Raw genomic sequence first — 26,261 nt, 5'->3', positions numbered from 1 at the left:
CCGCGTACGCCAGAAGAGATCCGGAAGGAAAAGTTGACAGTTAGCTACTTATCCGGGGTGACCGGCCCTTTTTGCAGCGTTTCTTTCAGCTGCACGATTAAATCGCGGCGGAAGTCGCCCAGGCGTGGCTTGTCGCCCTCCAGCCAGGGAAGCGGACGACATAGCTCCATCGCTTTGATGCCAAGCCGGGCCGTCAGCAGTCCCGCACCAATACCCTGCGCCGCGCGGGCGGAGAAGCGGGCGGCCAGATCCTGGGACATCCAGTCCATGCCCACTTCCCGCACCAGTTCGGAGGCGCCGGCAAACGCGATATTCAGCAGCACCAGGCGGAAAAGGCGGATACGGCTGAAGTAGCCCAGCTCGATGCCATAAAGGGCTGCGATGCGGTTTACCAGCCGAAGATTGCGCCACGCAATAAACGCCATATCCACCAGCGCGAGCGGGCTGACGGCGATCATCATGGTTGATTCCGCCGCACTGCGGCCAATCTCCCGCCGGGCCTGACGATCGAGGACCGGCTGTACCAGCTGGGCATAAAGCGCCACAATTTCACGATCGTTCAGGGTTTCATGCAGTGAGGCATGCCAGCGCTGAAGCGCAGGATGCGACTGATCGAGCCCGGCCTGACGGGCCAGTTTTTCACAAAATTCACGCCCCTTGCCCATGCCGTGGCTGCCGAGCAGTTCACGCGCCACGTCCCGCTCTTCGGCACGTTCGCGAAGGCGATAAAGCTTGCGCCATTCGCCCACCAGCGATCCGACCCCGGCAAAGACGATCAGGCCGCCTGCCACGCAGCCGCCCATCGCGATCCAGTCCTGCTGAAGCCAGGCGTTATGCGCCCACTGCAGGCCCTGCGCCACCACGCTCACGGCAAATACCGCCAGCCCGGCTTTGACCATTTTGCGCCAGAGGCTCGGTTTTGGCCGCAGCGCGGCCTCAACGGCGCGCTCGCCGCTCCCTTCTTCTTCCGGTTGCGCTTCAGGATGCGGTGCAATAAACGCCGCTTCCTGATGGTCAAAGGCCCGGGCAGCCTTAAGCACCGGCGCTTTCTCCTCTTCCAGAGGCTGTGCGAAATCGATACGCGGTTTAAGCGGTGCACTCATCGCAGTTTATCTCCCAGCAAAAATTCAAGCGCCGAATCAAGGCGGATATGCGGCAGAGGCCGATCCACGTCCGCATCCCGTGGCCGGAACTGTTCAAAATGGAAGCCCTGCTCCTGCCAGAAAGCGTGTCCCGGCAGCCGGGGCGGCACCTCTCCCGGATAAACGGTTAGCGGCTCGTTATCCTCCAGACGGTGACCGCGCAGCGCAGGGATCTTTTCGCCTTTATGATCGACCAGCCCGCTCTCCGTTGCCTGCACGGACGCCAGTCCGATACAGTCCATGGTGATGCCTTCAAAAGCGGCATTTTGCCAGGCATCCTGAACCAGCTGCTGAAGCAGCGACACCAGATTGGCGTGCTGATCGGCCGTAACGTGATCCGATTTGGTAGCCGCAAACAGCAGCTTGTCGATAACGGGTGAAAAAAGGCGGCGAAACAGCGTGCGCTGGCCGTATGAGAAGCTCTGCATCAGCTGCGTCAGCGCCAGACGCATATCATTGAACGCCTGGGGGCCGCTGTTGAGCGGCTGCAGGCAGTCGACCAGCACAATCTGGCGATCGAAACGCAGAAAATGGTCTTTGTAGAATCCTTTTACCACATGCTGGCAGTAGTAACGGTAACGCGCCCGCAGCATGCCGATATTGCTGCCGCCGTCCGCCTGGGCCAGCTTAGCCGCCCCGCCCTCGTCCGCCTGCGGCCAGGGGAAAAATTGTAACGCGGGCGCGCCGGCCATATCGCCAGGCAGCACAAAGCGCCCCGGCTGAATAAAGTGCAGCCCTTCCTGTTTGCATTTCAGCAGGTACTCAGTCCAGGCGTCTGCGATCTCCGCGAGGCGATTTTCATCAGCCGGCGCCAGCGGATCGAGGTTTTCACAGAGCTTCAGCCAGCGGGCGGACCAGTCGGCCCGGTCTCCCCTGAGCAAGGCGGTCATCTGACGCGACCAGCTCAGATAATCCTGCGCCAGCATCGGCAGATCCAGCAGCCATTCGCCGGGATAGTCGACAATCTCCAGGTAGAGCGTGGAGGTCTCTTTGAAATGGCGCATGAGCGACTCACGGGAGCGGTAACGCAGCGCCAGGCGCATTTCACTGACGCCGCGCGTGGGGGTTGGCCAGCTGGGGGGTGACCCGTAAAGCTGGGCCAGCCCTTCGTCGTAGGTGAAGCGCTGAATGCCCATATCGCGCTGCGGCACCCGCTTGACGCCGAGCAGCCGCTCTTCGCGCACGGCCGAGAACATCGGCAGGCGCGAGCCCGAATTCACATTAAGCAGTTGATTAACCAGCGAGGTAATAAAAGCCGTTTTTCCGCTCCGGCTCAGTCCGGTTACGGCAAGGCGCAGGTGGCGATCCGCGCCCCGGTTGACCAGCGACAGCAATTCATTTTGAAGTCGTTTCATCTGGGTGTCGGCACCTTTTTCTTTTTATCAGTCTGGAGAGAGTACGCGCTGTCCACTATGGCGTAAATAAGCGGCGTGGGATTCAGGGTTTATGCCAGCGTGCGGTGGCCCCACGCACCAGGCGACGCAGCAGCGGCTCCAGCGCCCAGGCCAGCAGAATTTTCAGCGGCCGGCGCGTGACGGATTTCACCGCCCAGCCAGCCACGCCTGCCGGGCCGTAACTCAGCGCGCCGAGGAGGATAAACTTGCCGACCCTTTTCGCTGCGGGCGAGGCATTGTATTGTAAAACGGACTGCCATTTACGCATAGATTCTCTCCAGATACCGGTGAGGGGCCTGTGCAGGCCCGCAAAAGAAAAAGGTCAGGGTTGTTCAGAGCTGGCCGAAGCGGCTGCGCACGCTGAACGTCTCAGAGGTGACATAACGTTCCATATCGCGCAGCTGTCGCTCCCCCCCGTTCAGCTCGGCGCTGAGATTATCAAGAAGCTCTCCTGCGGACGGCGTCCTTTCACCCTGATTAGCCATCTCATCGGGCATTTCATCAAGAACAAACGCCAGCCCGAAATAGGCGATTAAGGTGAACATAAACAGGCCAAAAAACATCGACAGTACGACGATAACCCGCACCAGACGAACCGGGATCTCAAAATAGTCGGCAATGCCGGCACAGACGCCTTTCACTTTACCGCGTGAAGGAATACGCCAGAGCTTTTTGCCTTTTACGATCGCATTGCTCATGGCTGCCTCCAGTTAGGATGTTCGGCGTTGAGGATCTCCTCCAGCGCCTGAATGCGCTCACGCATGCGTTTTGCGTCAAGCGTCAGCTGCTGAAGGCGCTGAAGTTCACTTTGCGACAGCTCGGTGCCGCTGTTCTGTCGGCTGTAGTGCAGCCAGAGCCAGATCGGCGCCACAAACAGCACAAAGATAGTTAAGGGTATGGCAAGAAATAACGCGCTCATTCTGTCTCCTTGAATCGCTCTAACCCAATGGCTTCGGGGGGCACCGGACAGGTGCCTCACTCAGTTATTCGCTGCGGTTGTTCATTTTGGCTTTTAACGCCGCCAGCTGCTCGTTGATTTCGTCATCAACATGAAGCTCGGCGAACTCCTGATCGAGCGTCTTTTTCTTGCCAAAGCTCTGGCTCTCCGCCTCGGCTTCCATGTGATCGATGCGGCGTTCAAAAGATTCAAAACGGGCCATCGCTTCATCAATCTTACCGCTGTCCAGCTGACGACGTACATCGCGGGACGAAGAAGCGGCCTGATGACGCAGCGTCAGCGCCTGCTGGCGGGCACGGGTTTCGCCCAGTTTGCTTTCAAGCTCGCCGATTTCACCCTTCATTCTCACCAGGGTTTCCTCAACCTGTTCAGACTCACGGCTGAGCAGCGTAATCAGATCGGTCAGCTTCTGTTTTTCGATCAGCGCGGCACGGGCAAGATCGTCTTTATCTCTGCGCAGCGCCAGCTCCGCCTTTTCCTGCCATTCGGTCTGCTGAGTCTCAGCCTGCTCAATGCGGCGCAGCAGCTGTTTTTTTTCTGCCAGCGCGCGGGCCGACGTGGAGCGAACTTCCACCAGCGTATCTTCCATTTCCTGAATCATCAGGCGAACCAGTTTCTGCGGATCTTCCGCTTTTTCCAGCAGCGAATTGATGTTGGCATTTACGATGTCGGCAAAACGAGAAAAAATACCCATAATCAAAATCCTCATTAATTGGTTTTAAAAGGCGCGATGCGCTGTCAGTTACTATTCAATTCGCGTGCCAACTTTTATCTCTTTGATTTCGCACTATTCCTGCACTTTACAGCTTTGCAGCGAGAGGTTAGTGTGGTGGAAATCACTAACACCTGGTGAATTTCATGAACGATCACAGCGATAACCTGCTCGGCGAGTCAAATAACTTTCTGGAAGTGCTGGAGCAGGTTTCACGGTTAGCGCCGTTAAACAAACCGGTGCTGGTAACCGGTGAACGCGGGACTGGCAAAGAACTGATCGCCAGCCGCCTCCACTATCTCTCTAATCGCTGGCAGGGCCCCTTTATCTCACTTAACTGCGCCGCGCTTAACGAGAGCCTGCTTGACTCCGAGCTGTTTGGACATGAGGCCGGCGCCTTTACCGGCGCCCAGAAGCGCCACCTGGGCCGCTTTGAACGCGCCGACGGCGGGACGCTGTTTCTGGATGAGTTAGCCACTGCGCCCATGCTGGTTCAGGAAAAGCTGCTGAGAGTGATTGAGTATGGTCAGCTGGAGCGCGTCGGCGGCAGCCAGCCGTTGCAGGTCAGCGTCAGGCTGGTCTGCGCCACCAATGACAACCTTCCCCTGCTGGCGCAGCAGGGGAAATTCCGTGCGGATCTCCTCGACCGGCTTGCCTTCGACGTGGTACAACTGCCGCCGCTCCGCGAACGCCGCAGCGACATTCTGGTGATGGCTGACCATTTTGCTATCCAGATGTGCCGCGAGCTGGGCCGCGCTTTCTTTCCCGGATTTACCTCCGCGGCCCGTCAGGTACTGCTGGATTATGGCTGGCCGGGTAATATCCGTGAGCTGAAAAACGTGGTTGAACGCTCGGTTTACCGCCATAGCGAGATTGATGAACCGCTGGACCGGGTGATCCTCAATCCGTTCAAACCGGGGCTACAGTCAGAACTGCCCGAAGCAGAGGCGGAAACGGAGGCGCTCCCGGTTTTACCGCTGGATTTACGCCGCTGGCAGCATCAGCAGGAGCAGGCGCTGCTGGAGAAGGCGCTCTCGCAGGCGCGCTTTAATCAGCGCCGCGCCGCTGAACTACTGGGCGTCACCTATCACCAGCTGCGGGCGATGCTGAAAAAACACGGCATCGATCCCGGCAAACCTTGAGACTTTATCCATGAACCTGAAATTTATTCCGCCCCTCATTATTCTTGCTGCCGCCATCATTTTTATGGGCTGGTTTCTCGCCAGCGGCGCTTTCGCTCCGGGTAGCTGAGGTCGCGGCCTTTGCGGCTGAGATTTACCGCAAACGTCCAGATAAAAAAAAGCCCGCACGAGGCGGGCTGAAAAAAATACTGGAAGCAATGTGAGCAATGTCGTGCGCCTTTCCGGCAGAGCCACCGGTGAAGCGCAACTGAATAATAATCATTCTCACTCCACCTTGTAAAGCGGTTTGTTGAGAATTCTTCTCATTCCCCCATTAACGTCGGGCATATACGCCGCGTTTGTCTTCGCCCCGGCCTGCTCCGCACGCATAGTTTTTTCAGCAAACAGGTCAGATAAGCCGTGCAAAGTTCAGCTGCCTGCGCTTTTCGCCTGGAAAAACGCCAGTTACCCCGGCAATCTTTGGGCGTTCCCCGAGAGTGCGGTACACTCTGATGATTGCCTGATATTTCAGATGACTTATGCGCACATTAATTTCGACTCTCCTTACTGGCCTGCTGCTGGCAACCTCTGCCGCCTGGTCCGCCGTGCCGGGCGATATTCGCCAGACCGGTTTTGTCTACTGCGTGAACGGAAACATCGCCTCCTTTAACCCCCAGCTCGCCAGCGGTGGGTTAATTGTCGATACGCTTGCGGCTCAGCTGTATGACCGGCTGCTTGATGTGGACCCTTACACCTATCGCCTGATACCTGAACTGGCTGAAAGCTGGGAGGTGCTGGATAACGGCGCCACTTACCGGTTTCACCTGCGTCATAATGTGCCCTTTCAGACCACTGAGTGGTTCACCCCTTCCCGCCCGCTAAACGCGGATGATGTGGTCTTCAGCTTCCGGCGTATTTTTGACCGCAAATCCGCCTGGCATGGCGTTAACGGCGGTAATTATCCCTACTTTGACAGTCTGCAATTTGCCGACGCGGTGAAAAGCATTAAAAAGCTGGGCAACTACACCGTTGAGATCCGCCTGCACAGGCCCGATGCGTCGTTCCTCTGGCATATGGCCACCCATTACGCGCCCGTGCTTTCCGCCGAGTATGGCAACCAGCTGACTAAAGCCGATCGTCAGGAACTGATGGACCGCCAGCCGGTGGGGACCGGACCTTTTATGCTCAGTGAATACCGTACCGGTCAGTACATCCGGCTGGCGCGCAACCAGCACTACTGGAAAGGCCTGCCCAGAATGTCTCAGGTAGTGATCGATATGGGCGCCGGGGGCACCGGGCGACTTTCCAAACTGCTGACCGGGGAATGTGACGTGCTGGCCTACCCTGCCGCCAGCCAGATTTCGGTCCTGCGTGACGATCCGCGCCTGCGGCTGACGCTGCGCCCGGGCATGAATATCGCTTATCTGGCGTTTAATACCCGTAAAGCACCGATGGACCGTCCCGAAGTGCGTCAGGCGCTGGCGCTGGCCATTAATAACGAACGGCTGATGGAATCGATCTATTACGGGACGGCCGAAACCGCTGCCTCCATCCTGCCGCGCGCCTCCTGGGCCTATAACAATGAGGCCCGCGTCACCGAATATAATCCTGAAAAGTCCCGGGCGCAGCTTAAGGCGCTGGGAGTGGAGGATCTGCATCTTAATTTATGGGTTCCCTCCGCCTCGCAGGCGTGGAATCCCAGCCCGCTGAAAACCGCAGAGTTAATTCAGGCCGATCTTGCCCAGGTGGGCGTTACCGTCACCATTGTGGCGGTTGAGGGACGCTTTCAGGAGGCGCGGCTGATGGAGATGACGCACGATTTAACCCTGACCGGCTGGGCGACCGACAGTAACGATCCGGACAGTTTTTTCCGCCCGCTGTTCAGCTGTGCGGCTATCGCATCCCAGACCAACTATGCTCACTGGTGTGAGCCAGAATTTGACGATACGCTGCATAAGGCGCTGCTCTCACAGCAGTTAGCGTCGCGAATTGACTATTATGACCGGGCGCAGATGATGCTGGCGGAGGCGCTGCCGGTGCTTCCGCTGGCCTCTTCGCTCCGGCTTCAGGCCTATCGCGCGGACATCAGAGGCCTGGTCCTCAGCCCCTTTGGCAATGCCTCGTTTGCCGGCGTGCATCGTGTTAACGGCGAGGAAAACTAAACCATGATGATCTATACGCTGCGTCGTCTGGTGCTCTGGATCGTGACGCTTTTTATGCTGACGCTGGTCGGCTTCAGCCTGAGCTATTTTACGCCGCACGCTCCGCTTCAGGGCGCTTCGTTCGGCGACGCATTTCTCTTCTGGTATCAGGGCTTGTTTCAGCTCGACTTCGGGGTCTCCAGCACCAACGGCGAGCCGATTAATCAGCAGATCCTGGAAGTTTTTCCCGCCACGCTTGAGCTCTGTATTCTGGCTTTTACGCTGGCGATGCTGGCCGGCATCCCGCTGGGTATTGCCGCCGGGGTAATGCGCAATAAATGGCAGGATAAGCTGATTAGCGCGCTGGCGCTGATCGGTTTTTCCATGCCGATTTTCTGGCTGGCGCTGCTGCTGACGCTCTTTTTCTCGCTGACGCTCGGCTGGCTGCCCGTCTCCGGCCGCTTTGATCTGCTCTATCCGGTGGAAAATATCACCGGCTTTGCGCTGATTGATGCCTGGCTCAGCCCTTCTCCCTGGCGGCATGAGATGATCATCAGCGCCATCCAGCATATGATCCTGCCCGTACTTGCGCTGGCCGTGGCACCCACGACGGAGGTGGTCAGGCTATTGCGTCTCAGCACCCGCGAGGTGATGGAGCAGAACTACATTAAAGCGGCCGCCACCCGTGGCCTCTCCCGCTTTACCATCATTCGCCGCCACGTCCTGCATAACGCGCTGCCGCCGGTTATTCCACGCCTGGGGCTGCAGTTTTCCACCATGCTGACGCTGGCGATGATTACGGAAATGGTCTTCAACTGGCCGGGACTGGGCCGCTGGCTGGTGGATGCCATCCGCCAGCAGGATTATGCCGCGATCTCAGCAGGCGTTATGGTGGTGGGCGCACTGGTGATCACCGTCAACGTGCTGGCCGATATTCTGGGTGCGCTCTCTAACCCGCTGAAGCATAAGGAATGGTATGCCCTTAGATAATATTTATGCGGAGAAGCGTGTCCCGAGTCCGCTGCGCTACACCTGGCGGCTGTTTTACCGGGATACGGTGGCGATGGTTGGCTTTTACACCTTTATCGCGCTGCTTCTGCTGTGTATTTTTGGTCAGCTGCTGGCCCCGTACGGACTCGATCAGCAGTTCCTGGGCTATCAGCTCCAGCCACCTTCATGGTCCAGGTACGGTGACGTCTCCTTCTTTCTCGGCACCGACGATCTGGGCCGTGACGTTCTGAGCCGTCTGTTAAGCGGTGCGGCGCCAACGGTGGGCTCGGCCATTCTGGTTACCCTCCTTGCCGCCGCCTGCGCCATGGTGCTCGGCCTGCTGGCGGGATTGACGCGGGGATTGCGTTCGGCGCTGTTTAACCATCTGCTGGATACGTTGCTCTCTATTCCTTCGCTGCTGCTGGCCATTATCGTGGTGGCGTTTCTGGGGCCGAAGCTTGAGCATGCCCTGCTGGCGGTCTTTCTGGCGATTATTCCGCGTCTTGTCCGGGCGATTTATACCGCGGTACATGATGAGCTGGAGAAAGATTACGTGGTTGCCGCGCGGCTTGATGGTGCGACCAGCATGAATATCCTGCGTTACGCGGTGTTACCTAACATTCTGGCGCTGCTGGTGTCTGAATTTACGCGGGCGCTGTCGATGGCTATTCTGGATATCGCCGCGTTGGGCTTTCTGGATCTGGGCGCCCAGCTGCCTTCTCCGGAATGGGGAGCGATGCTTGGCGACTCGCTGGAGCTGATTTATGTCGCCCCCTGGACAGTTATGCTGCCCGGCGCGGCAATTATGCTCAGCGTACTGATTGTTAACGTGCTCGGCGACGGTATCCGCCGGGCTATCGTGTCGGGAGTTGAATAAATGCCGCTGCTCGATATCCGTAATCTGACCATTGAGTTTATGACCGCCGACGGGCCGGTTAAGGCAGTTGACCGGGTCAGCATCACCCTGACGGAGGGCGAGGTTCGCGGTCTGGTGGGCGAATCCGGCTCCGGAAAAAGCCTGATTGCCAAAGCCATCTGCGGCGTCACCAAGGATAACTGGCGCATCACCGCAGACCGGATGCGCTTTAATGACATCGATCTGCTGCACCTCTCTCCGGCGGAGCGACGTAAAATCGTCGGCCACAATGTCTCGATGATCTTTCAGGAGCCACAGTCCTGTCTCGATCCGTCGGAAAGTATTGGCCGGCAGCTGATGCAGGCGATCCCTGGCTGGACGTGGAAAGGCCGCTGGTATCAGCGCTTCCGCTGGCGTCACCGCCGCGCCATTGAGCTGCTGCACCGCGTGGGGATCAAAGATCATAAAGATATTATGAGCAGCTATCCCTATGAGCTGACCGACGGTGAGTGTCAGAAGGTGATGATTGCCATTGCGCTGGCGAACCAGCCGCGCCTGCTGATTGCCGACGAACCCACCAACGCGATGGAGCCAACCACTCAGGCGCAGATATTCCGCCTGCTGACCCGGCTTAACCAGAACAATAACACCACAATTCTGCTGATCAGCCATGACCTGCAGATGCTCAGCCACTGGGCCGATCGCATTAACGTCCTTTACTGCGGGCAAACCGTGGAAACGGCGCGCAGTGAAGATCTGATCGCCACGCCGCACCATCCTTATACCCAGGCATTAATCCGCGCGATGCCTGACTTTGGGCTGTCGCTGCCGCACAAAAGCCGCCTCAATACGCTGCCTGGCGCCATCCCTTCTCTGGAGCATTTGCCGATAGGCTGCCGTCTCGGTCCGCGCTGCCCCTATGCGCAGAAAACCTGTATTCAGACGCCGCGCCTGGCTGGCCCGCGTTCGCACCTGTTTGCCTGCCACTTCCCGCTTAATATGGAGAGTCAGTAATGGTTGAGACGCTGCTGGAAGTGCGCAATCTCAGTAAAACATTCCGCTATCGTACCGGCCTGTTCCGGCGACAGCACGTGGAGGCGGTCAAGGCGGTCAGCTTCACCCTGCGCGAACGGCAAACGCTGGCGATTATCGGAGAGAACGGTTCGGGTAAGTCGACGCTGGCAAAAATGCTCAGCGGCATGATAGAACCCACCGAAGGCGAGATCGTCATTGACGACCGCCAGCTTGAGTACGGCGATTACGGCTACCGCAGTCAGCGGATCCGCATGATTTTTCAGGATTCCTCCACCTCGCTCAACCCCCGACAGCGCATCGGCCAGATCCTCGACTTCCCGCTCAGGCTGAATACCGATTTGACCAGCGAAGCGCGCGAAAAACGGATTATTGAAACACTAAGGCAGGTTGGTCTGCTGCGCGATCATGCGTCTTACTATCCGCATATGCTGGCCCCCGGACAGAAGCAGCGCGTAGGCCTGGCCCGCGCGCTAATTCTTCAGCCGAAGGTGATTGTTGCCGATGAGGCGCTGGCCTCGCTCGATATGTCGATGCGTTCTCAGCTGGTTAACCTGATGCTGGAGCTACAGGACAAACATGGAATTTCATATATCTATGTGACCCAGCATCTGGGGATGATGAAGCATATCAGCGATCAGGTCCTGGTGATGCACCATGGCGAGGTGGTGGAGCGCGGCAGCACCGCAGGCGTACTGGCCTGCCCGCTGCATGACCTGACTAAGCGCCTGGTTACCAGTCATTTCGGCGAAGCGCTGAGCGCGGATGCCTGGCGTAAAGATCGCTGATCAACAGACTAAGGAAACGCGTTTTGCGTTTATTTAAACTGAATGTTTACACAGGCTATTTATGGCTGCTTGTTCTCATGCCCGCGTTATTTTTCTTTACCGGCAATATTTACTTTGCCGGCACGGCGCTGATTGTAACCTGCCTGGCCCCTTTTTATTTTGTTCTGGCCTGGTTTTCAGTTTCCTCATGGGGGAAATCAATCAGGGCCTCATCAGCGCGATTCTGGATGGTGGGCGTGCTGTTTTCAGTCTTTCTTTTTCTCTTTTTTATTCTTTCACGCCAGTGGGCTAACGGCGCAATAAATCAGGTTTTTTCCGTCGATCCTTCACTTACCCCCCTCACTGCGCAGCTTATTACGCCACTCTATATCCCCTTTAATTTTATTTTTAACGATATTGTCTCAAACGGCATTTTAATCGTCTCTGTCTTGCTGGCCTTAATTATTTCGCCGTTGCTGTTTGTCTGGTTAATAGTTAACGGAGGTGAAGAGTGGAAAAGAACGTTTTTACGCTTTGCTTTATTGCTGCTGGCCACCGGGCTGATTAGCTACTCTGCACAGATTTTTCAGCGGGTCGGCACGTTCAAAAATGAGTTGATCGTTAACGTTGCGCTCTGGGCAGACTTCAACGATCGCGATTATTGCCGTGACGTCTGGGCTATGCTGCCTCATAAGACGCTGTTCCTTTCCGCTGAGAAAGTGATGGTTTTTTTCCCTGACAATCCGGCCCCTCTCCGTTTGCAGATCAAGCAGTGCACGCCCTGAAAACAGCCATCCTGTAAAAGCCCGCGCTGGCGGGTTATACCGTTCTGCTATTTGTTAGCACCGATCATTCTTTGGTTCCCCGGCAGCCCTGCGGCAGGATAGTTATGCTCTTCAGGGCCGGTGATGCGCAATCCCGTTTTATGGCATTTCCGGACCGGCTAACTTGAAAAGGAATGACCATGGAACCGCGCCGCTTTCCCGGCCACACTCACTGGTATCATGAAACGCTTTCAACGCTCGACATCCACGCCGCCCCCCTCTTTCCGGAGGCGGCGGATGTTGACGATCGTTTCCTGCTAGGGCTGGCCGCCGAGTGCAACAGCGATCTGCAAAGCGTGCTGCATCAGAGCGGGCCTGCCCTGCTGGCCTCCCGCCGGCTCTATCATCTGCTTTTTCCGGAACGCCTTACGACCAGCCCGGCACAGACGCTTACGCTTTACGATCGCCTCAGTTCGGCACTGATCGTCGCGCAGGTCACGGGCATTCAACGCCTGTGCAATCATTATGCAGCCCGCCTGAATCCCCTGACCGGCCCCGATCCCTCGCGGGAAAGTAACCGCCGGCTGACGCTGATCACCGAGTTTTCCCGCCAGCTTGCCAGCCAGCCGGGCGTGATTGACAACGCAGCCCTGCTGCGGCTGCACGAGGCGGGCCTGACCACCGTCGATATCATCACCTTCAGTCAGATTATCGGCTTTGTCAGCTATCAGGCGCGGGTAGTGGCCGGTATTCATGCCCTGCTCGCCCTGCCGGTCCGCTGGATACCCGGCATGACGATGCCGCAGGATGCGGAACCGCCCAGGCCGCACGATCGCTGGCATTCTGATTTAACACCGGTAGAGCAGCGTCACGCCTGCCCCCAGCAGCTTGAGATACTGGCGCGCTGCCAGAAAAAGAGCATCTTCAGGGAAAATAGCGCACTCCTGGCCCACGATGCGCCGGTGCTGGATTGCCTGAATCTGTTGTTCTGCTCGCTGGAGGCGCAGCGAAAAACGCCGCAAGGCGCGCTGGCAGGTGCCGTATCCGCAAGAATTAACGGCAGCGCGACCTGTTTTTACCGCTACGCTGAGGGAAAATTGCGTGACGCGCTACAGCAGGACGTTGAGCAGGCGGCGCTGGTGGCAACGGTGAAAGAACAGGCCGTTATCAGCCTGGCTGCGCAGCTTACCCGCTCGCCTGAACGGTTCAGCGCCGCGCATATCCAGCCGCTTAAAGAGCAAGGCATGGATCTTCAGTCACTTTTCGGGCTGTTGCAGCTTACGGCCCTGGCCTGCTGGCATAACCGTCTGATGCTGGCACTGGGTTCGACTGAGGCCAGCGGCGCAAAAACGGCCTGACCGGCCATCGCCTGTCGCTGAGGTGGGCAATTCCCCGTTTTAAGAATCACAGCGTTGCGGGCCGGTCTGGCTAACGCTCGCTCAGCCAGCGGCGAACTTCATCAAAGAAGTGCTGTGAAAGCGGCGTCGCCCGGCCCGGCTCGGCGATAACCACCGCCGCCTCGCGGGACATCGGCGCAATATCCAGCGGGCGGCTTTGCAGGTCGGGCGTCATCTCCGGCAGAAGATGTCCGCAGGGTGAGATCAGGCAGCCCAGCCCCACCTGCGTGCTCTGTAAAAGCTGGAAAACCGAGGTTGTTTCAAGGATCACCCGCATCCGTACTTCGGCTTCGCGAAAATGGGCATCCAGATAACGCCGGAAATAGCGGGTCTGATCCGCCAGACAGAGAGGCACCTCTGACAGCGCCGCCAGCGAAAGCGGCTTGTCGCCGCAAAGCTGCGGAAAGTAGCGCGGATGGAAAACCACCTCGACATTGCGGTCGTGCAGGGGTTCGGCCTGAAAATGCAGTTCGCGTAGCGTGGCCAGCTCGAAAAAGCCGATACCGACATCGACAGTGTGGCTGTTCAGCGCTTCAAGCAGCTGATCGGCACTCAGAACCGCCACCCGGTAATCCAGCTGGGGATAGCGGTCGCCTATCGCTTTCAGCATCAGCGGTAGTGAAATGCTGCACTGCGGCACCACGCCAATGCGCAGCGTACCGTTGACGCCATGCTTCAAAGACTCAACTTCCAGCTTCAGCCCCTGGTAAACCGAAACGATTTCCCGCGCCCAGGAGAGAACCCGCTCCCCTTCAGCGGTGAAGCCATCAAAGTTGTTGCTGCGGTTGATCAGCGAGAGGCCCAGTTCGCGCTCCAGGTTTTTCAGGCGCATCGAGAGCGTGGGCTGGCTGACAAAGCTGGCCTCGGCGGCCCGGCCAAAGTGGCGTTCCCGCTCAAGATTGACGAGGTAGGTAAGCTGTTTAATGTCCATTACTGTACGCGTCGCTAAAAAAGTCAGGCAGTGTAACATGTACACCGGCCGCCCGGGTGAGCTGGCACCCGAACGGTTATCGGCAGAAATCAGGCAACGCCCAGTGCTGTTTTCACTTCATTGGCAATTTTTTCGACCTGAGGCCCATAAATAACCTGCACATCATGGTCGCTTACGCGGTTAACGCCGTTAGCGCCGGTAGACATAAGCGTCTGATCGACGACCTCTTTCATCTCTTTGACGCGGACGCGAAGACGGGTAAAGCAGCAATCGACGTCCTCTATATTGCCCTCACCGCCCAGCCCGCTGATGATAACCTGCGTACGCTGGTCAGTCGGCACGGTGGTGCTCTCTTTTTCGACCTCTTCAGACTCTCTGCCCGGCGTTTCAACACTCATCCGGGTAATGACGAAACGGAAGCCATAGTAATAGACCGGGATATAAATAAGGCCGAGCAGGATGCTCCACCACCACTGCGTTTTGCTACCGCCGAGAATACCGAAAACGACCAGATCGATAGCCCCTCCCTGGATATTGCCAATCATCAGATGCATCAGTGACATCAGCATGAAGGAAAGGCCGCTCAGCACCGCATGGAGGAGGTAAAGCACGGGTGAGACAAAAATAAAGCAGAATTCGAGCGGCTCGGTAATCCCGGTGGTAAAGGAGGTCAGCGCACCGGCCAGCACCAGCGCCTTAACCCGCTGCTTATGCTCCGGCCTGGCGCAGTGATACATCGCCAGCGCCGCTGCCGGCAGGCCAAACATCATGACCGGAATTTTTCCCTGTGCCAGGAATTGGGTGGCGTTGCGGACAATATCATCCGGTACCGAGCCGGGATGCGTCAGCGCCGTGTTGAAAATATTCAGCGCGCCGACGATCGTCTGATTATCCACGGTAGCGATGCCGCCAATTGGCGTAAAGCGGACCGTTTCATTGAGAATATGATGCAGGCCCGTGGGGATAAGCAGCCTTTCACTGGTGCCATAAAGAAACGCGCCATACTGCCCACTGCTACCAATCAGTTCTCCCACCCACGCAATGCCTGCCCCTATCGTTGGCCAAATCATGGCAAGCAACACGCCCACCAGAGGCAATACCAGCACGGTGATGATAGGCACTAAGCGTCTGCCGCCGAAGAAGCTTATCGCCGTCGGCAGCTGGGTGGTGTAGAAGCGGTTATGGATAGCGACCGTCAGCAAACCGGCAATAACCCCGCCAAGCACGCTCATGTTATAGGTAAAGATCCCCAGCATTGCGATGTACTCTGCCGAGTTCATCATGGCTTCGGTCTGCCCCATCCCCTGCGCCTGTAGCGCTTCCGGCGTGGTGGTCAGGGCGGTCAGCCCCTGTGCCCCCAGCGTGGCGCTGACGCCCACATGCATAGCGATAAAACCAATCACGGAGGCAAAAGCCGCCGTCGGTTTTTCTGCCTTCGCCAGACCGATGGCGCTGGCAACGGCAAAAAAGAGCGGCAGGTTGGCAAATAGTGCGCCGGCAACCTTGCGGATAAAGCCAATAATCAGCTGAGGCACTTCGAGACTGGCGAACGCCTCTCCGGTGATCGCCGGGTTTTGCATGGCGGCCGCCACACCCAGAAATATACCGGCGGCGGCAATGACCGAAATCGGCATCATCAGCGCTTTACCAAAGGCGTGGACTTTGCTGGCAAATTCTTTCATAGGCCCCTCGTCATTCTGAACGAAAGCCTAATTATTAGTCAGCCGCGCCGGGCAGCAGGGCGAATACTGCTTTTCTGATTATATTCTTTGAGGGAGATCACGCTTTCGCGATAAACCGGACTTATCGCACCATTAAACCAATCAATTAGACAATCATTTTACCTGCTTGCAGACTAATCCTACAAAATAAGAAATGATTTCTTAACAAACCAAAAACATAAATTAAACCTGCGAAGCAATATGAAATTTAAAACTGCAATTAAGCCCTATGAGGCTGCGGCCGGCGGCTGGGGATCTCTTGAGGCCACGACCCGTTTCGTCTTCGACAGCAAGCAAGTCCTGAAAAACATGCGCAACCTGATGCGCATGAATAAAGCAAAAGGTTTTGACTGCCCGGGCTGTGCCTGGGGCGATGACAATAAAAGTACCTTCAGCTTCTGCGAGAACGGCGCCAAAGCCGTGACCTGGGAAGCAACCCGCCGCTTTATTGACGCGCGCTTTTTCGCTCAGCATACCGTTTCCGCGCTTTACCAGCAGAGCGACTACTTCCTGGAATATCAGGGCCGTCTTACCGAACCATTGCGTTATAACCGCAGCACCGACCGCTACGAGCCCATCAGCTGGGAAGATGCCTTCGCGCTGATCGCCCGTCATATCAAGGCGATGGATAACCCGGACCAGATGGAGCTTTACACCTCCGGACGCGCCAGCAATGAAGCTTCCTGGCTTTATCAGCTGTTTGGCCGCATGAACGGCAGTAATAACTTCCCGGACTGCTCCAATATGTGCCATGAAGCGAGCGGCTCCGGCCTGAAGCGCAGCATCGGCGTCGGCAAAGGCACTATCCGCCTGGATGATTTCGATCATGCTGATGCCATTTTCGTTTTCGGCCAGAACCCGGGAACAAACCATCCGCGTATGCTGCACAGCCTCCGCCACGCGGCCGATCACGGCGCGAAAATTGTCACCTTTAACACGCTTCGTGAACGTGGACTGGAGCGCTTCGCCGATCCGCAGAAACCGCTGGAAGTGGTGACCAGCAAGGCAGGCACCATCAGCTCAACCTATTACCAGCCAAACCTGGGCGGCGATATGGCGGCGGTACGCGGTATGGTCAAAGCGCTGGCGGAAACCCATCGCGCCCGCGTGGCGGCCGGTGAAAAAGGCCTGTTTGATGAAGTCTTTATCAACGCCAAGACCGAGGGAATGGAGGCCTACCTGGCCGCCGTTGATGCAACCGAATGGTCGCATATTGAGAAGCAGTCTGGTCTGAGCGAACAGCAGATCCGTGAAGCGGCAGCCATTTACCAGAGCGCAGAACGCGTGATTTGTACCTGGGCTATGGGCATCACCCAGCACAAGCATTCGGTTGAAACCGTACGCGAAATTGTCAACCTCCAGCTTCTGTTTGGTCAACTGGGTAAAAAAGGCGCGGGCCTCTGCCCGGTCAGGGGACACAGCAACGTTCAGGGCAACCGCACAATGGGCATCGACGAGAAGCCTTCTCAGGCGTTTCTCGACAGCATGGCCGCCCATTTTGATTTTGAACCGCCGCGCAACATCGGTCACAACACCGTTCAGGCGCTGGAAGCGATGCTTCGCGGAGAAGTGAAAGTGCTGATCGCCCTGGGCGGCAACCTTGCCGCTGCCGCACCGGACAGCCCACGCACGGAACAGGCTCTGCGCCGCTGTGGCCTGACCGTACAGATCTCCACCAAGCTTAACCGCAGCCACCTCTGCCCCGGCGCCGAAGATGCGCTTATCCTGCCGACCATTGGTCGTACCGAGCAGGATATTCAGGCAAGCGGACCGCAGTTTATTACCGTGGAAGACTCCTTCAGCATGGTTCACGCTTCCGAAGGCGTCGGTAAGCCGCTGGCAGAAACTCAGCGTTCTGAAACCGCCATCGTGGCGGGCATTGCGCATGCGGTACTGGGCAGCGAGAAGCTGGACTGGCTTGAACTCGCGGGCGACTATAACAAAATCCGCGATCATATTGCCGCCACTATTCCGGGCTTCAGTGACTTCAATGAGAAGTGCGAAATCAAAGGTGGGTTCTACCTGGGTAACGCCGCTGCGGAATTCCGCTTCAATACGCTGAACAATAAAGCCCAGTTCAGCAGCGGCAGCCTGCCGGAATCGCTCTTCCCTCAGCTTGGCGACGTTGAAGTACCGTTTACGCTGCAAACGCTGCGTTCGCACGATCAGTACAACACCACCATTTACGGTCTCGACGATCGCTATCGTGGCGTCTACGGTCAGCGCGAAGTGCTCTTTATCCACCCGGATGATATGGCCGCACAGGGTCTTGCCGCCGGCGATGAAGTGGATATCGAAACGTTGTGGAATGACGGCATTACCCGCCGGGTCAGCGGATTTAAACTGGTGCCTTACAACATCCCGCAGGGGAACCTGGCTGCCTACTACCCTGAAACCAACCCGCTGGTTCCCCTCTCCAGCTTTGGCGACGGCAGCGGCACCCCGACCTCCAAGTCCGTACCGGTAAAAATCAGCCTTTCTCCGGCAAAAGCGGGCCTGCGCATCGCCTGATCCTGATGCCTTATCGTTGCAGTCAAAGCCGGGTATCCCGGCTTTGACTTATTGCCAACGTACCCGCACAGGAAAAGGTCAGATCGCCCGGACGCAAAAGACGTTATTACTGACGATTGATGCCACTCCGCCCCTGGCGTGGCACGCTTTACTTTGCTGCCCTCTTCATCCCCCTTTTTGTTATTTTGTCAGCCATCTGAAGCCGGGTTTTCCCGGCTTTTTACTTGCCGCGCGGCGGTTAATCGCGTAAAACTGTCTGCCGCTTTAGGCCACGAAAACTGTTGAGATTATGTTCCAGGATAACCCGCTGCTCGCGCAGCTCAAAGAGAAACTCCACTCCCAGACGCCGCGTGTTGAAGGGGTAGTCAAAGGCACCGAAAAAGGTTTCGGTTTCCTTGAAGCTGATGCTCAGAAGAGCTATTTCATTCCACCGCCTTTTATGAAGAAAGTGATGCACGGCGATCGTATTATCGCGGTGCTGCAAACCGATAAGGATCGTGAAGTCGCCGATCCTGAGAAGCTGGTTGAGCCCTTCCTGACGCGTTTTGTTGGCCGGGTGCAGAGAAAAGACGATCGTCTTTCCATCGTGCCGGACCATCCCCTGCTCAGAGACGCTATTCAGTGCCGCGCCGATCGCAGCGTACAGCATGACTTTCAGGCGGGTGACTGGGCCGTCGCCGAAATGCGCCGTCATCCGCTGAAGGGCGACCGCACCTTTTATGCAGAACTGACCGAGTTTATTACCACTGCGGACGATCATCTCGCGCCGTGGTGGGTGACGCTTTCCCGTCATAATCTGGAACGCGAAGCGCCAGAAGCGGTGACCGGTGAAATGCTGGATGAACAGCTAGAGCGGGAAGATCTGACCGCGCTGGAATTTGTCACCATCGACAGCGCCAGCACCGAAGATATGGATGATGCGCTGCACGTTGCCGAGACGCCGGAGGGCGATCTGCTGCTGACCATTGCCATCGCCGATCCTACCGCCTATGTGCCGGCAGGCAGTGAACTGGACGCCATCGCGGCCGAACGTTCTTTTACCAATTATCTGCCCGGCTTTAATATTCCGATGCTGCCGCGTCAGCTTTCTGATGATATCTGCTCGCTGCGTCCTGACGAGCGTCGTCCGGTGCTGGCCTGCCGCGTGCGCGTTGCCGCAGACGGCACGCTGGGGGAAGATATCCACTTCTTCGCCGCCTGGATCGAGTCTAAGGCCAAGCTGGCCTATGACAACGTTTCCGACTGGCTGGAAAACCTGGGCGAATGGCAGCCAGCAAGCGATGCCGTAGGAAACCAGATCCGTTTACTGCATCGCGTCTGTCTGGCCCGTGCAGAGTGGCGACAGGCCCACGCGCTGGTGTTCAAAGATCGCCCGGATTTCCGCTTCCTGCTGGGCGAAAAAGGCGAAGTGCTGGACATCATTGCCGAGCATCGCCGCATCGCCAACCGCATCGTTGAAGAGGCGATGATCACCGCCAATATCTGTGCCGCAACCGTGCTGCGCGATAAAATGGGCTTTGGTATCTATAACATTCACCTGGGCTTTGATGCCGCTGGCGCCGAACAGGCCGCCGCCGTGCTGGAAAATCACGGCGTGAAGGTCGATCCCCAGGCGATCGCCACGCTGGAAGGCTTCCGCACGCTGCGACGCGAACTTGACGCGCAGCCTACCCAGTTCCTCGACAGCCGCATCCGCCGTTTCCAGTCCTTTGCCGAAGTCAGCACCCAGCCCGGCCCTCACTTTGGTCTCGGTCTGGACGCGTACGCGACCTGGACTTCGCCAATCCGTAAATACGGCGATATGATCAACCACCGCCTGCTTAAGGCGATGATCAAAGGCGAAACCGCAACGCCTCCTCAGGATGAGATTACGGTGAAAATGGGCGAGCGACGCCGTCAGAACCGCATGGCCGAGCGCGACGTGGGCGACTGGCTCTACTCCCGTTTCCTGCAAAAATCGGCGGGTACCGATGAGCGCTTCAGCGCGGAGATTATTGACGTCTCCCGTGGCGGCATGCGCGTGCGCCTGACCGCCAACGGCGCCGTGGCCTTTATCCCTGCCCCGTTCATTCACGCCGTGCGCGATGAGCTGGTGTGCAGCCAGGAAAACGGCACCGTGCAGATCAAAGGCGACGTGGCCTACCGCGTGACGGATGTGATTGATGTGACCATCGCTGAAGTTCGTATGGAAAACCGCAGCGTCGTGGCGCGTCCGGCCGTCTGATAGCTTCATAAGGTGGGATAAGCAATTATCCCACCTCTTTTTTACCCTCCACTTTCTCCCTCTTCGCCATCCCAATATCAGTCAGAGTATAAAACGCCTTCCTCCTCACACTTCTTCCGTTGGTAACTTTCACAAACAAATAATTACATTACTTTTAATTCATGAGCAGATCGCTTATCGAACATGGAAGGAGTAATGGATGAAAAACGTCAAAACCGGTGTTATCTGGTCAGCCGTGGCGTTGGTGGGCGCAGGCGCGTTCGCCATGCTTGCCCTCAGCCGTGGAGAGCATGTCAACGCAATGTGGCTGGTTATCGCCTCGGTGGCCTGCTACAGCATCGCCTACCGCTTCTACAGCTTGTTTATCGCCCGCGATATCTTTGAGCTGGACGACCGCCGCAGAACGCCTGCGGAGCGTAATAACGACGGTCTGGACTATGTTCCCACCAATAAATGGGTGCTGTTTGGTCACCACTTTGCGGCGATTGCCGGTGCAGGCCCGCTGGTCGGCCCTATCCTGGCGGCGCAGATGGGCTTTTTACCCGGCACTATCTGGATCCTGATTGGCGTGATGATGGCGGGCGCGGTGCAGGATTTCCTGATTCTGTTTATCTCCACCCGCCGGGATGGACGCTCTTTAGGTGAAATGGCGAAGCAGGAGCTGGGTGCGTTTGCTGGCGTGGTCACCATGCTCGGCGCGCTGGGCGTAATGATCATTATTCTTTCAGCTCTGGCGCTGGTTGTGGTCAAAGCGCTGGCAAACAGCCCCTGGGGACTCTTCACCATCGCCGCCACTATTCCAATCGCGCTCTTTATGGGCATCTATATGCGCGTTATCCGGCCAGGTAAAATTGCCGAGGTCTCGCTGATCGGTTTCGTGCTGATGATGGCGGCCATCGTCTATGGCGGCGATATTGCCCAGCATCCCTACTGGGGCCCCTTCTTTACCCTCAAGGGCACCACGCTGACCTGGGTGCTGGTTATTTATGGTTTTATCGCCTCAGTGCTGCCCGTCTGGCTACTGCTTGCGCCGCGCGATTATCTGTCAACCTTCCTGAAAATTGGCGTTATTATCGGCCTGGCTATCGGTATCATATTCGCCATGCCTGAAATGAAAATGCCCGCGGTGACCAAATTTATCGACGGCAGCGGACCGGTCTTCTCAGGCAGCCTCTTCCCGTTCCTTTTTATCACCATCGCCTGCGGTGCCATCTCCGGCTTTCACGCCCTGGTTTCCAGCGGCACCACGCCGAAGCTGGTGGAAAGGGAAAGTCATATCCGCTTTATCGGCTACGGCGCCATGCTGATGGAGTCGTTCGTCGCCATCATGGCGTTAATCTGCGCGTCGGTGATCGATCCGGGCGTTTACTTTGCCATGAACTCACCGGCAGCGCTGATCGGCACTACCGTGGAGAGCGCTTCCCAGGCGATCAACAGCTGGGGCTTTGTGGTTACGCCTGAAATGCTGAGCGCGGTGGCCCGCGATGTGGGTGAAACCACTATCCTCTCCCGTGCCGGCGGCGCGCCAACTTTTGCGGTTGGTATGGCGCACATCATCACCGAGGTATTTAACAGCCGGACGATGATGGCGTTCTGGTATCACTTCGCGATCCTGTTTGAAGCGCTGTTTATCCTGACCGCCGTGGATGCTGGCACCCGCGCCTGCCGCTTTATGGTGCAGGATCTTGCCGGTACGGTGGTCCCTTCGCTGGCGAATAACCGTTCATGGCTGGGCAATATGGCGGGCACCACCGTCGCCGTGGCGGGCTGGGGCTTCTTCGTCTATCAGGGCGTCATCGATCCGCTAGGCGGCATCAACACCCTCTGGCCGCTGTTTGGTATCGGCAACCAGATGCTGGCCTCCATGGCGCTGATACTGGGCACCGTTGTGCTGTTTAAAATGAAGAAACAGCGCTACGCCTGGGTCACCATTTTGCCAACCATCTGGCTGTTCATTACCTCAATGACCGCCGGATGGCAGAAAATCTTCCATGAGAAAGCGAACATTGGCTTCCTTGCTCAGGCCAACAAATTCTCAAGAGGCATCGAAGAAGGTATTGTCATCGCCCCGGCGAAAAGCGTGGCGGATATGCAAACTATTGTATTCAGTAATCAGATTAACGCCGCCCTCTGCGCCTTCTTTATGCTTGTTGCGGTCACCATGCTGATTTCCGCCTTCTTTGTGATCCGCCGTGCGCTGGCCAGCCCGACGCCTACCGTACATGAAACCGATCCATCACTGAGAAAAGAGGTCAGCCATGTCTGATGCCATTTTCGCCCGCCGTTCCTTAAGCACGCTGAAAATCCGCCGCTGTGTTGCCGTGATGGAAGTTTCATCTGCTCCAGCACCGTTAACGTTAAGGCTGCTAATGTCACGGCTGGCGCAAAGTTTCCGTCTGATGGTGGGCGTACAGGATTACCCCACCTATTTACGCCATATGCATCAACAGCACCCTGGCACTAAACCCATGACGGAAAAAGAGTTTCACCGTTATTGTCTGGATGCCCGCTTCCCAAGCCAGGCGGGCAAGCTGGGAAAATGCCCCTGTTAAGCCGCGTCCCCGATCGTCCGATCGGGGCGTTTTATCCCCGCTTTACCGCCCAGCTAAAAAAATATATTCATCAGAGAACTTGTGATTCATCTGATTGCCGAATACTGTTGTTAAAATAAGAAGATACAGACCGCTAAGGATTTTCCGAGGAAACCACTGATGACCGATGAACTGGGGCAATCGCGACTATATACCTGGTTTGGTACGTCGAGCCCCCATTGGCGCTTAACCTCCGACAGTGACGCACTGCACTTTGCTGAAGATGAAACGTCCAGCACGCATATTGCCGTGCCCCTGACCTTTGCGCAGGCAAAACTGCTGCGCAGTATGACGGTGATTACATCCAGCATTAATTTGACTCTCTCTTTCTACGGTGAAGAGCTGGCGATGCATCTGGTTGGCAGGAAGGTTAACCAGTCTGAATGGGCTGGCAGCGCGTCCGCCTGGGGTGATACCACTGCAGTGGCCCGCGATCTGGTGCTGGGGCTCTCTTTTGCCGAACAAGTTGTGTCCGAGGCCAACTCGGTAATTGTTATCCTCGATCAGCGTGGCAATATTCAGCGTTTTAATCGCATGAGCGAAGAATACACCGGCCTGAATGAACAGGAGGTTATAGGCCGTAACGTTTTCCAGCTTTTTATGACCCGGAAAGAAGCCGCCGCGTCGCGCCGTAACATCAGTGGTTTTTTCCGCGACGGCAGCTCTTACGAAGTGGAACGCTGGATCAAAACGAAAAAGGGGCAGCGTCTCTTCCTGTTCCGCAATAAATTCGTGCATAGCGGCAGCGGCAGAAATGAAATCTATCTCATCTGTTCTGGCACCGACATTACGGAAGAACGCCGCGCCCAGGAGCGCCTGAGGCTGTTAGCCAACACGGACAGCATCACCGGCCTGCCCAATCGTCATGCGATTAACCAGGAGATAGCGACGGCCCTTGAGGAGCGTCAGGAGGGCCAGACCGGTATCGTCTATCTCGACCTGGATAATTTCAAAAAGGTCAACGATGCCTACGGCCATATGTTTGGCGATCAGCTGCTTCAGGCCGTTTCGCTGGCCATTCTTAGCTGTCTGGAAAAAAATCAGACCCTCGCCCGTCTTGGCGGCGACGAATTCATCGTGCTGGCCACCGATACCCACCAGGCTACGCTGGAGGCCATGGCGTCCCGTATCCTGGATCGGCTCCGGCAGCCTTTCCGCATTGGCCTGATAGAGGTCTATTCCGGCTGTTCAATTGGCATCGCGGTCAGCCCGCAGCATGGCGAAGATCGGGAGAGCCTGATCCGTAACGCGGATACTGCCATGTACACCGCTAAAGAGAGCGGCCGGGGTAAATACTGCATTTTCAGCGCCGAGATGAATAAGCGCGTGTTCGAGTACCTCTGGCTGGATACAAACCTTCGTAAAGCGCTGGAGCTAAACCAGCTGATTATTCATTATCAGCCCAAGCTGGACCCGGCGGGCAAGGTTACCAGCGTGGAAGCGCTGGTGCGCTGGCTCTCACCCGAGCGCGGGCTCGTTCCTCCCGGCAGCTTTATCTCCTATGCCGAAGAGTCAGGTCTGATTGTCCCGCTGGGACGCTGGGTGATGCTGACGGCCCTTGAGCAGATTATGCGCTGGCAGGAAAAAGGCATTTTTCTCCGCGTGGCGGTAAATGTGTCGCCCAGACAGCTGGTCGATCAGAGTATCTATGCCGATCTTAAACAGGCACTGGATCGGCTCGGACTGACCAAAAGCCCGATAGATATTGAGCTGACGGAGAGCTGCCTGATCGAAAATGAAGAGAAGGCGTTATCACTGATGGCGCAGTTCAAAGAACTGGGTGCGGAAGTGCACCTGGATGATTTTGGCACCGGCTACTCTTCCCTGTCACAGCTCGCCAGGATGCCGGTCGACACCATCAAGCTGGATCAGAGTTTTGTCCGTGGCGTTAACGATCAGCCGGTATCCCAGTCGCTGGTAAAGGCGATCGTCGCCGTCGCCAGGGCGCTGGATTTAAGCGTGATCGCGGAGGGCATCGAAACGCCGGAGGAGGAAGCGTTTGTGATGGAAAACGGCGTGGATATTCGTCAGGGGTATCTGTACGCGAAGCCAATGCCCGCCGATGAACTCGAGCACTGGCTTGCGCGGCTTCCTGCCGGTCAGTAATTATCCAACTTTACGCAGTACCTGGGCACTGTGCCGGTTTTGTAGCTGAACCAGACGTTCCATATAGGCGATATCCTTGGGTTCAATGGAGAAGGCGAAATCGACCCAGTCCTCGGTAATGTCCATCAGCTCCGCCCGCGTCAGTTGCAGCACGCGCTGACGCGCTTTCAGCATTGCCCTTACTCCGTTCAGCTTGGGCCGCAGAACATCGATAAAGGTGCGGGTGGCCTGATATCCTTCACCCGGCTGAAACAGCTTATCGACCAGGCCCCGTGTTTCAAACCACTCAGCCGTGTGCGATTCGCCTTCACAAATCAGCTCTTCAGCCAGCTTCATTCCGGCACGTCGCGCGACCAGCGAGTAGCCTCCCATGCCGGGAAACAGATTGAAGGCGATTTCCGGGAAGCCCATTCTTGCGGTGTTTTGCGCCAGAATAAAGTGGTGTGCCAGGGCGGCTTCAAATCCGCCGCCCAGTGCGCTCCCCTCGATCATCGCGATGCTGACCGCGCCCGTATCAAACCCGCGGGCAGCGGCGTGAATGCAGTCCACGCACGCCCGGGCGTAGGCACGCAGCGCCTCACGGCGCCCGTTTTTGATCGACTCCACGAAAAACCGTAAGTCGCCGCCTGCGTTGAACATGGTCGGCACCAGCGAGCCCGTCACCCAAAAATCTATGGCTATACCGGCGCGCTGCGCGGCGTAGCTAAGATTCATGATCTCTTCAATAAGCTCGTGGTTAAAGCTGGGTCGCGGTTGCGCTCTCAGCATCATCCACATGGTACGACGCCCCTCTTCATAATACGCGGATAGCTGAGTCGTTTGTCCAGCTTCGGTGAACAGCCTGCATGTTGTCTGATTAATCACTGTCATAGTCTTATCCTCTGTTTATGGGTGCGCTCAAGC

At 57.0% G+C, this 26,261-nt stretch carries 23 protein-coding genes; 13 read left to right on the top strand and 10 right to left on the bottom strand.

The features are described 5' to 3' along the window. Nucleotides 1-44: 44 nt before the first annotated feature. The 6 genes from AAH446_RS01355 to pspA all read right to left on the bottom strand — a co-directional run bounded on the left by AAH446_RS01355 (nt 45) and on the right by pspA (nt 4,188). On the bottom strand, nt 45-1,103 hold the full coding sequence (locus AAH446_RS01355) for a YcjF family protein (protein ID WP_342904932.1): 1,059 nt from the start codon (nt 1,101-1,103) through the stop codon (nt 45-47). Beyond that, nucleotides 1,100-2,497: a YcjX family GTP-binding protein gene (locus AAH446_RS01350; RefSeq protein ID WP_342904931.1), complete on the bottom strand. Its 1,398-nt coding sequence runs from the start codon at nt 2,495-2,497 to the stop codon at nt 1,100-1,102. The genes AAH446_RS01355 and AAH446_RS01350 overlap by 4 nt, the downstream gene beginning before the upstream one ends. 82 nt (nt 2,498-2,579) lie before the next feature. Continuing rightward, on the bottom strand, nt 2,580-2,804 hold the full coding sequence (gene pspD, locus AAH446_RS01345; RefSeq protein WP_342904930.1) for a phage shock protein PspD: 225 nt from the start codon (nt 2,802-2,804) through the stop codon (nt 2,580-2,582). A gap of 64 nt (nt 2,805-2,868) precedes the next feature. Next, on the bottom strand, nt 2,869-3,234 hold the full coding sequence (gene pspC / locus AAH446_RS01340) for an envelope stress response membrane protein PspC (protein ID WP_342904929.1): 366 nt from the start codon (nt 3,232-3,234) through the stop codon (nt 2,869-2,871). After that, nucleotides 3,231-3,455: an envelope stress response membrane protein PspB gene (pspB, locus tag AAH446_RS01335; protein WP_342904928.1), complete on the bottom strand. Its 225-nt coding sequence runs from the start codon at nt 3,453-3,455 to the stop codon at nt 3,231-3,233. Before pspB ends, pspC begins: the two co-directional genes overlap by 4 nt. Before the next feature lie 64 nt (nt 3,456-3,519). Then, entirely contained in the window at nt 3,520-4,188 is a 669-nt protein-coding gene (gene pspA, locus AAH446_RS01330; protein WP_342904927.1) for a phage shock protein PspA, read from the bottom strand. Between the two features lie 164 nt (nt 4,189-4,352). Between pspA and pspF the strand changes: the two genes are divergently transcribed. Further along, on the top strand, nt 4,353-5,348 hold the full coding sequence (gene pspF / locus AAH446_RS01325; RefSeq protein ID WP_342904926.1) for a phage shock protein operon transcriptional activator: 996 nt from the start codon (nt 4,353-4,355) through the stop codon (nt 5,346-5,348). Between the two features lie 133 nt (nt 5,349-5,481). Here pspF and AAH446_RS01320 read toward each other — a convergent pair whose 3' ends face one another. Beyond that, entirely contained in the window at nt 5,482-5,610 is a 129-nt protein-coding gene (locus AAH446_RS01320; protein WP_342904925.1) for a hypothetical protein, read from the bottom strand. 256 nt (nt 5,611-5,866) lie between these two features. On the opposite strand from AAH446_RS01320, the gene sapA reads away from it, so the two are divergent. From sapA to AAH446_RS01285, 7 genes are all read left to right on the top strand, one after another. Next, on the top strand, nt 5,867-7,489 hold the full coding sequence (sapA, locus tag AAH446_RS01315) for an ABC transporter substrate-binding protein SapA (protein WP_342904924.1): 1,623 nt from the start codon (nt 5,867-5,869) through the stop codon (nt 7,487-7,489). A 3-nt stretch (nt 7,490-7,492) separates the two neighbouring features. Continuing rightward, complete coding sequence (sapB, locus tag AAH446_RS01310) at nt 7,493-8,458, top strand: putrescine export ABC transporter permease SapB (protein ID WP_342904923.1); 966 nt, start codon at nt 7,493-7,495, stop codon at nt 8,456-8,458. Continuing rightward, nucleotides 8,445-9,335, top strand: coding sequence for a putrescine export ABC transporter permease SapC (gene sapC / locus AAH446_RS01305; RefSeq protein WP_342904922.1), 891 nt, complete (start codon nt 8,445-8,447; stop codon nt 9,333-9,335). The genes sapB and sapC overlap by 14 nt, the downstream gene beginning before the upstream one ends. Next, nucleotides 9,336-10,328 carry a putrescine export ABC transporter ATP-binding protein SapD gene (sapD, locus tag AAH446_RS01300; protein ID WP_342904921.1) on the top strand — a complete coding sequence of 331 codons (993 nt, stop codon included), beginning with the start codon at nt 9,336-9,338 and terminating at the stop codon, nt 10,326-10,328. It abuts the gene before it with no gap. Beyond that, nucleotides 10,328-11,134 (top strand): putrescine export ABC transporter ATP-binding protein SapF, encoded by an 807-nt coding sequence (gene sapF / locus AAH446_RS01295; RefSeq protein WP_342904920.1) that lies wholly within the window; start codon nt 10,328-10,330, stop codon nt 11,132-11,134. The genes sapD and sapF overlap by 1 nt, the downstream gene beginning before the upstream one ends. 77 nt (nt 11,135-11,211) lie before the next feature. Further along, complete coding sequence (locus tag AAH446_RS01290) at nt 11,212-11,898, top strand: hypothetical protein (protein ID WP_342904919.1); 687 nt, start codon at nt 11,212-11,214, stop codon at nt 11,896-11,898. Nucleotides 11,899-12,077: 179 nt separating this feature from the next. Further along, complete coding sequence (locus AAH446_RS01285) at nt 12,078-13,235, top strand: CMD domain-containing protein (RefSeq protein ID WP_342904918.1); 1,158 nt, start codon at nt 12,078-12,080, stop codon at nt 13,233-13,235. A gap of 70 nt (nt 13,236-13,305) precedes the next feature. Here AAH446_RS01285 and AAH446_RS01280 read toward each other — a convergent pair whose 3' ends face one another. After that, nucleotides 13,306-14,205, bottom strand: a complete 900-nt coding sequence (locus AAH446_RS01280; protein ID WP_342904917.1) for a LysR family transcriptional regulator — start codon at nt 14,203-14,205, stop codon at nt 13,306-13,308. A gap of 89 nt (nt 14,206-14,294) precedes the next feature. Continuing rightward, nucleotides 14,295-15,887, bottom strand: coding sequence for a PTS transporter subunit EIIC (locus AAH446_RS01275; protein WP_342904916.1), 1,593 nt, complete (start codon nt 15,885-15,887; stop codon nt 14,295-14,297). 240 nt (nt 15,888-16,127) lie between these two features. On the opposite strand from AAH446_RS01275, the gene AAH446_RS01270 reads away from it, so the two are divergent. From AAH446_RS01270 to pdeR, 5 genes are all read left to right on the top strand, one after another. Then, complete coding sequence (locus AAH446_RS01270; RefSeq protein WP_342904915.1) at nt 16,128-18,437, top strand: FdhF/YdeP family oxidoreductase; 2,310 nt, start codon at nt 16,128-16,130, stop codon at nt 18,435-18,437. 289 nt (nt 18,438-18,726) lie between these two features. Beyond that, nucleotides 18,727-20,661: an exoribonuclease II gene (locus tag AAH446_RS01265; RefSeq protein ID WP_342904914.1), complete on the top strand. Its 1,935-nt coding sequence runs from the start codon at nt 18,727-18,729 to the stop codon at nt 20,659-20,661. Between the two features lie 199 nt (nt 20,662-20,860). Continuing rightward, entirely contained in the window at nt 20,861-22,927 is a 2,067-nt protein-coding gene (locus AAH446_RS01260; protein WP_342904913.1) for a carbon starvation CstA family protein, read from the top strand. After that, the gene (locus AAH446_RS01255; RefSeq protein ID WP_342904912.1) at nt 22,920-23,213 is read left to right on the top strand and encodes a YbdD/YjiX family protein; all 294 of its coding nucleotides are present in this window, start codon (nt 22,920-22,922) and stop codon (nt 23,211-23,213) included. The genes AAH446_RS01260 and AAH446_RS01255 overlap by 8 nt, the downstream gene beginning before the upstream one ends. Before the next feature lie 159 nt (nt 23,214-23,372). Further along, a complete protein-coding gene (gene pdeR / locus AAH446_RS01250; RefSeq protein WP_342904911.1) occupies nt 23,373-25,358 on the top strand; it encodes a cyclic di-GMP phosphodiesterase in 1,986 nt (661 codons plus the stop codon). Here pdeR and AAH446_RS01245 read toward each other — a convergent pair whose 3' ends face one another. Next, a complete protein-coding gene (locus tag AAH446_RS01245; RefSeq protein WP_342904910.1) occupies nt 25,359-26,228 on the bottom strand; it encodes a crotonase/enoyl-CoA hydratase family protein in 870 nt (289 codons plus the stop codon). Nucleotides 26,229-26,261: the final 33 nt, after the last annotated feature.

The organism is Erwinia psychrophila, assembly GCF_039023475.1.
Classification (GTDB): Bacteria; Pseudomonadota; Gammaproteobacteria; order Enterobacterales; family Enterobacteriaceae; genus Erwinia.
The sequence above is the reverse complement of the archived record's forward strand: the minus strand, read 5'-3'. Positions and strand labels throughout refer to the sequence as shown.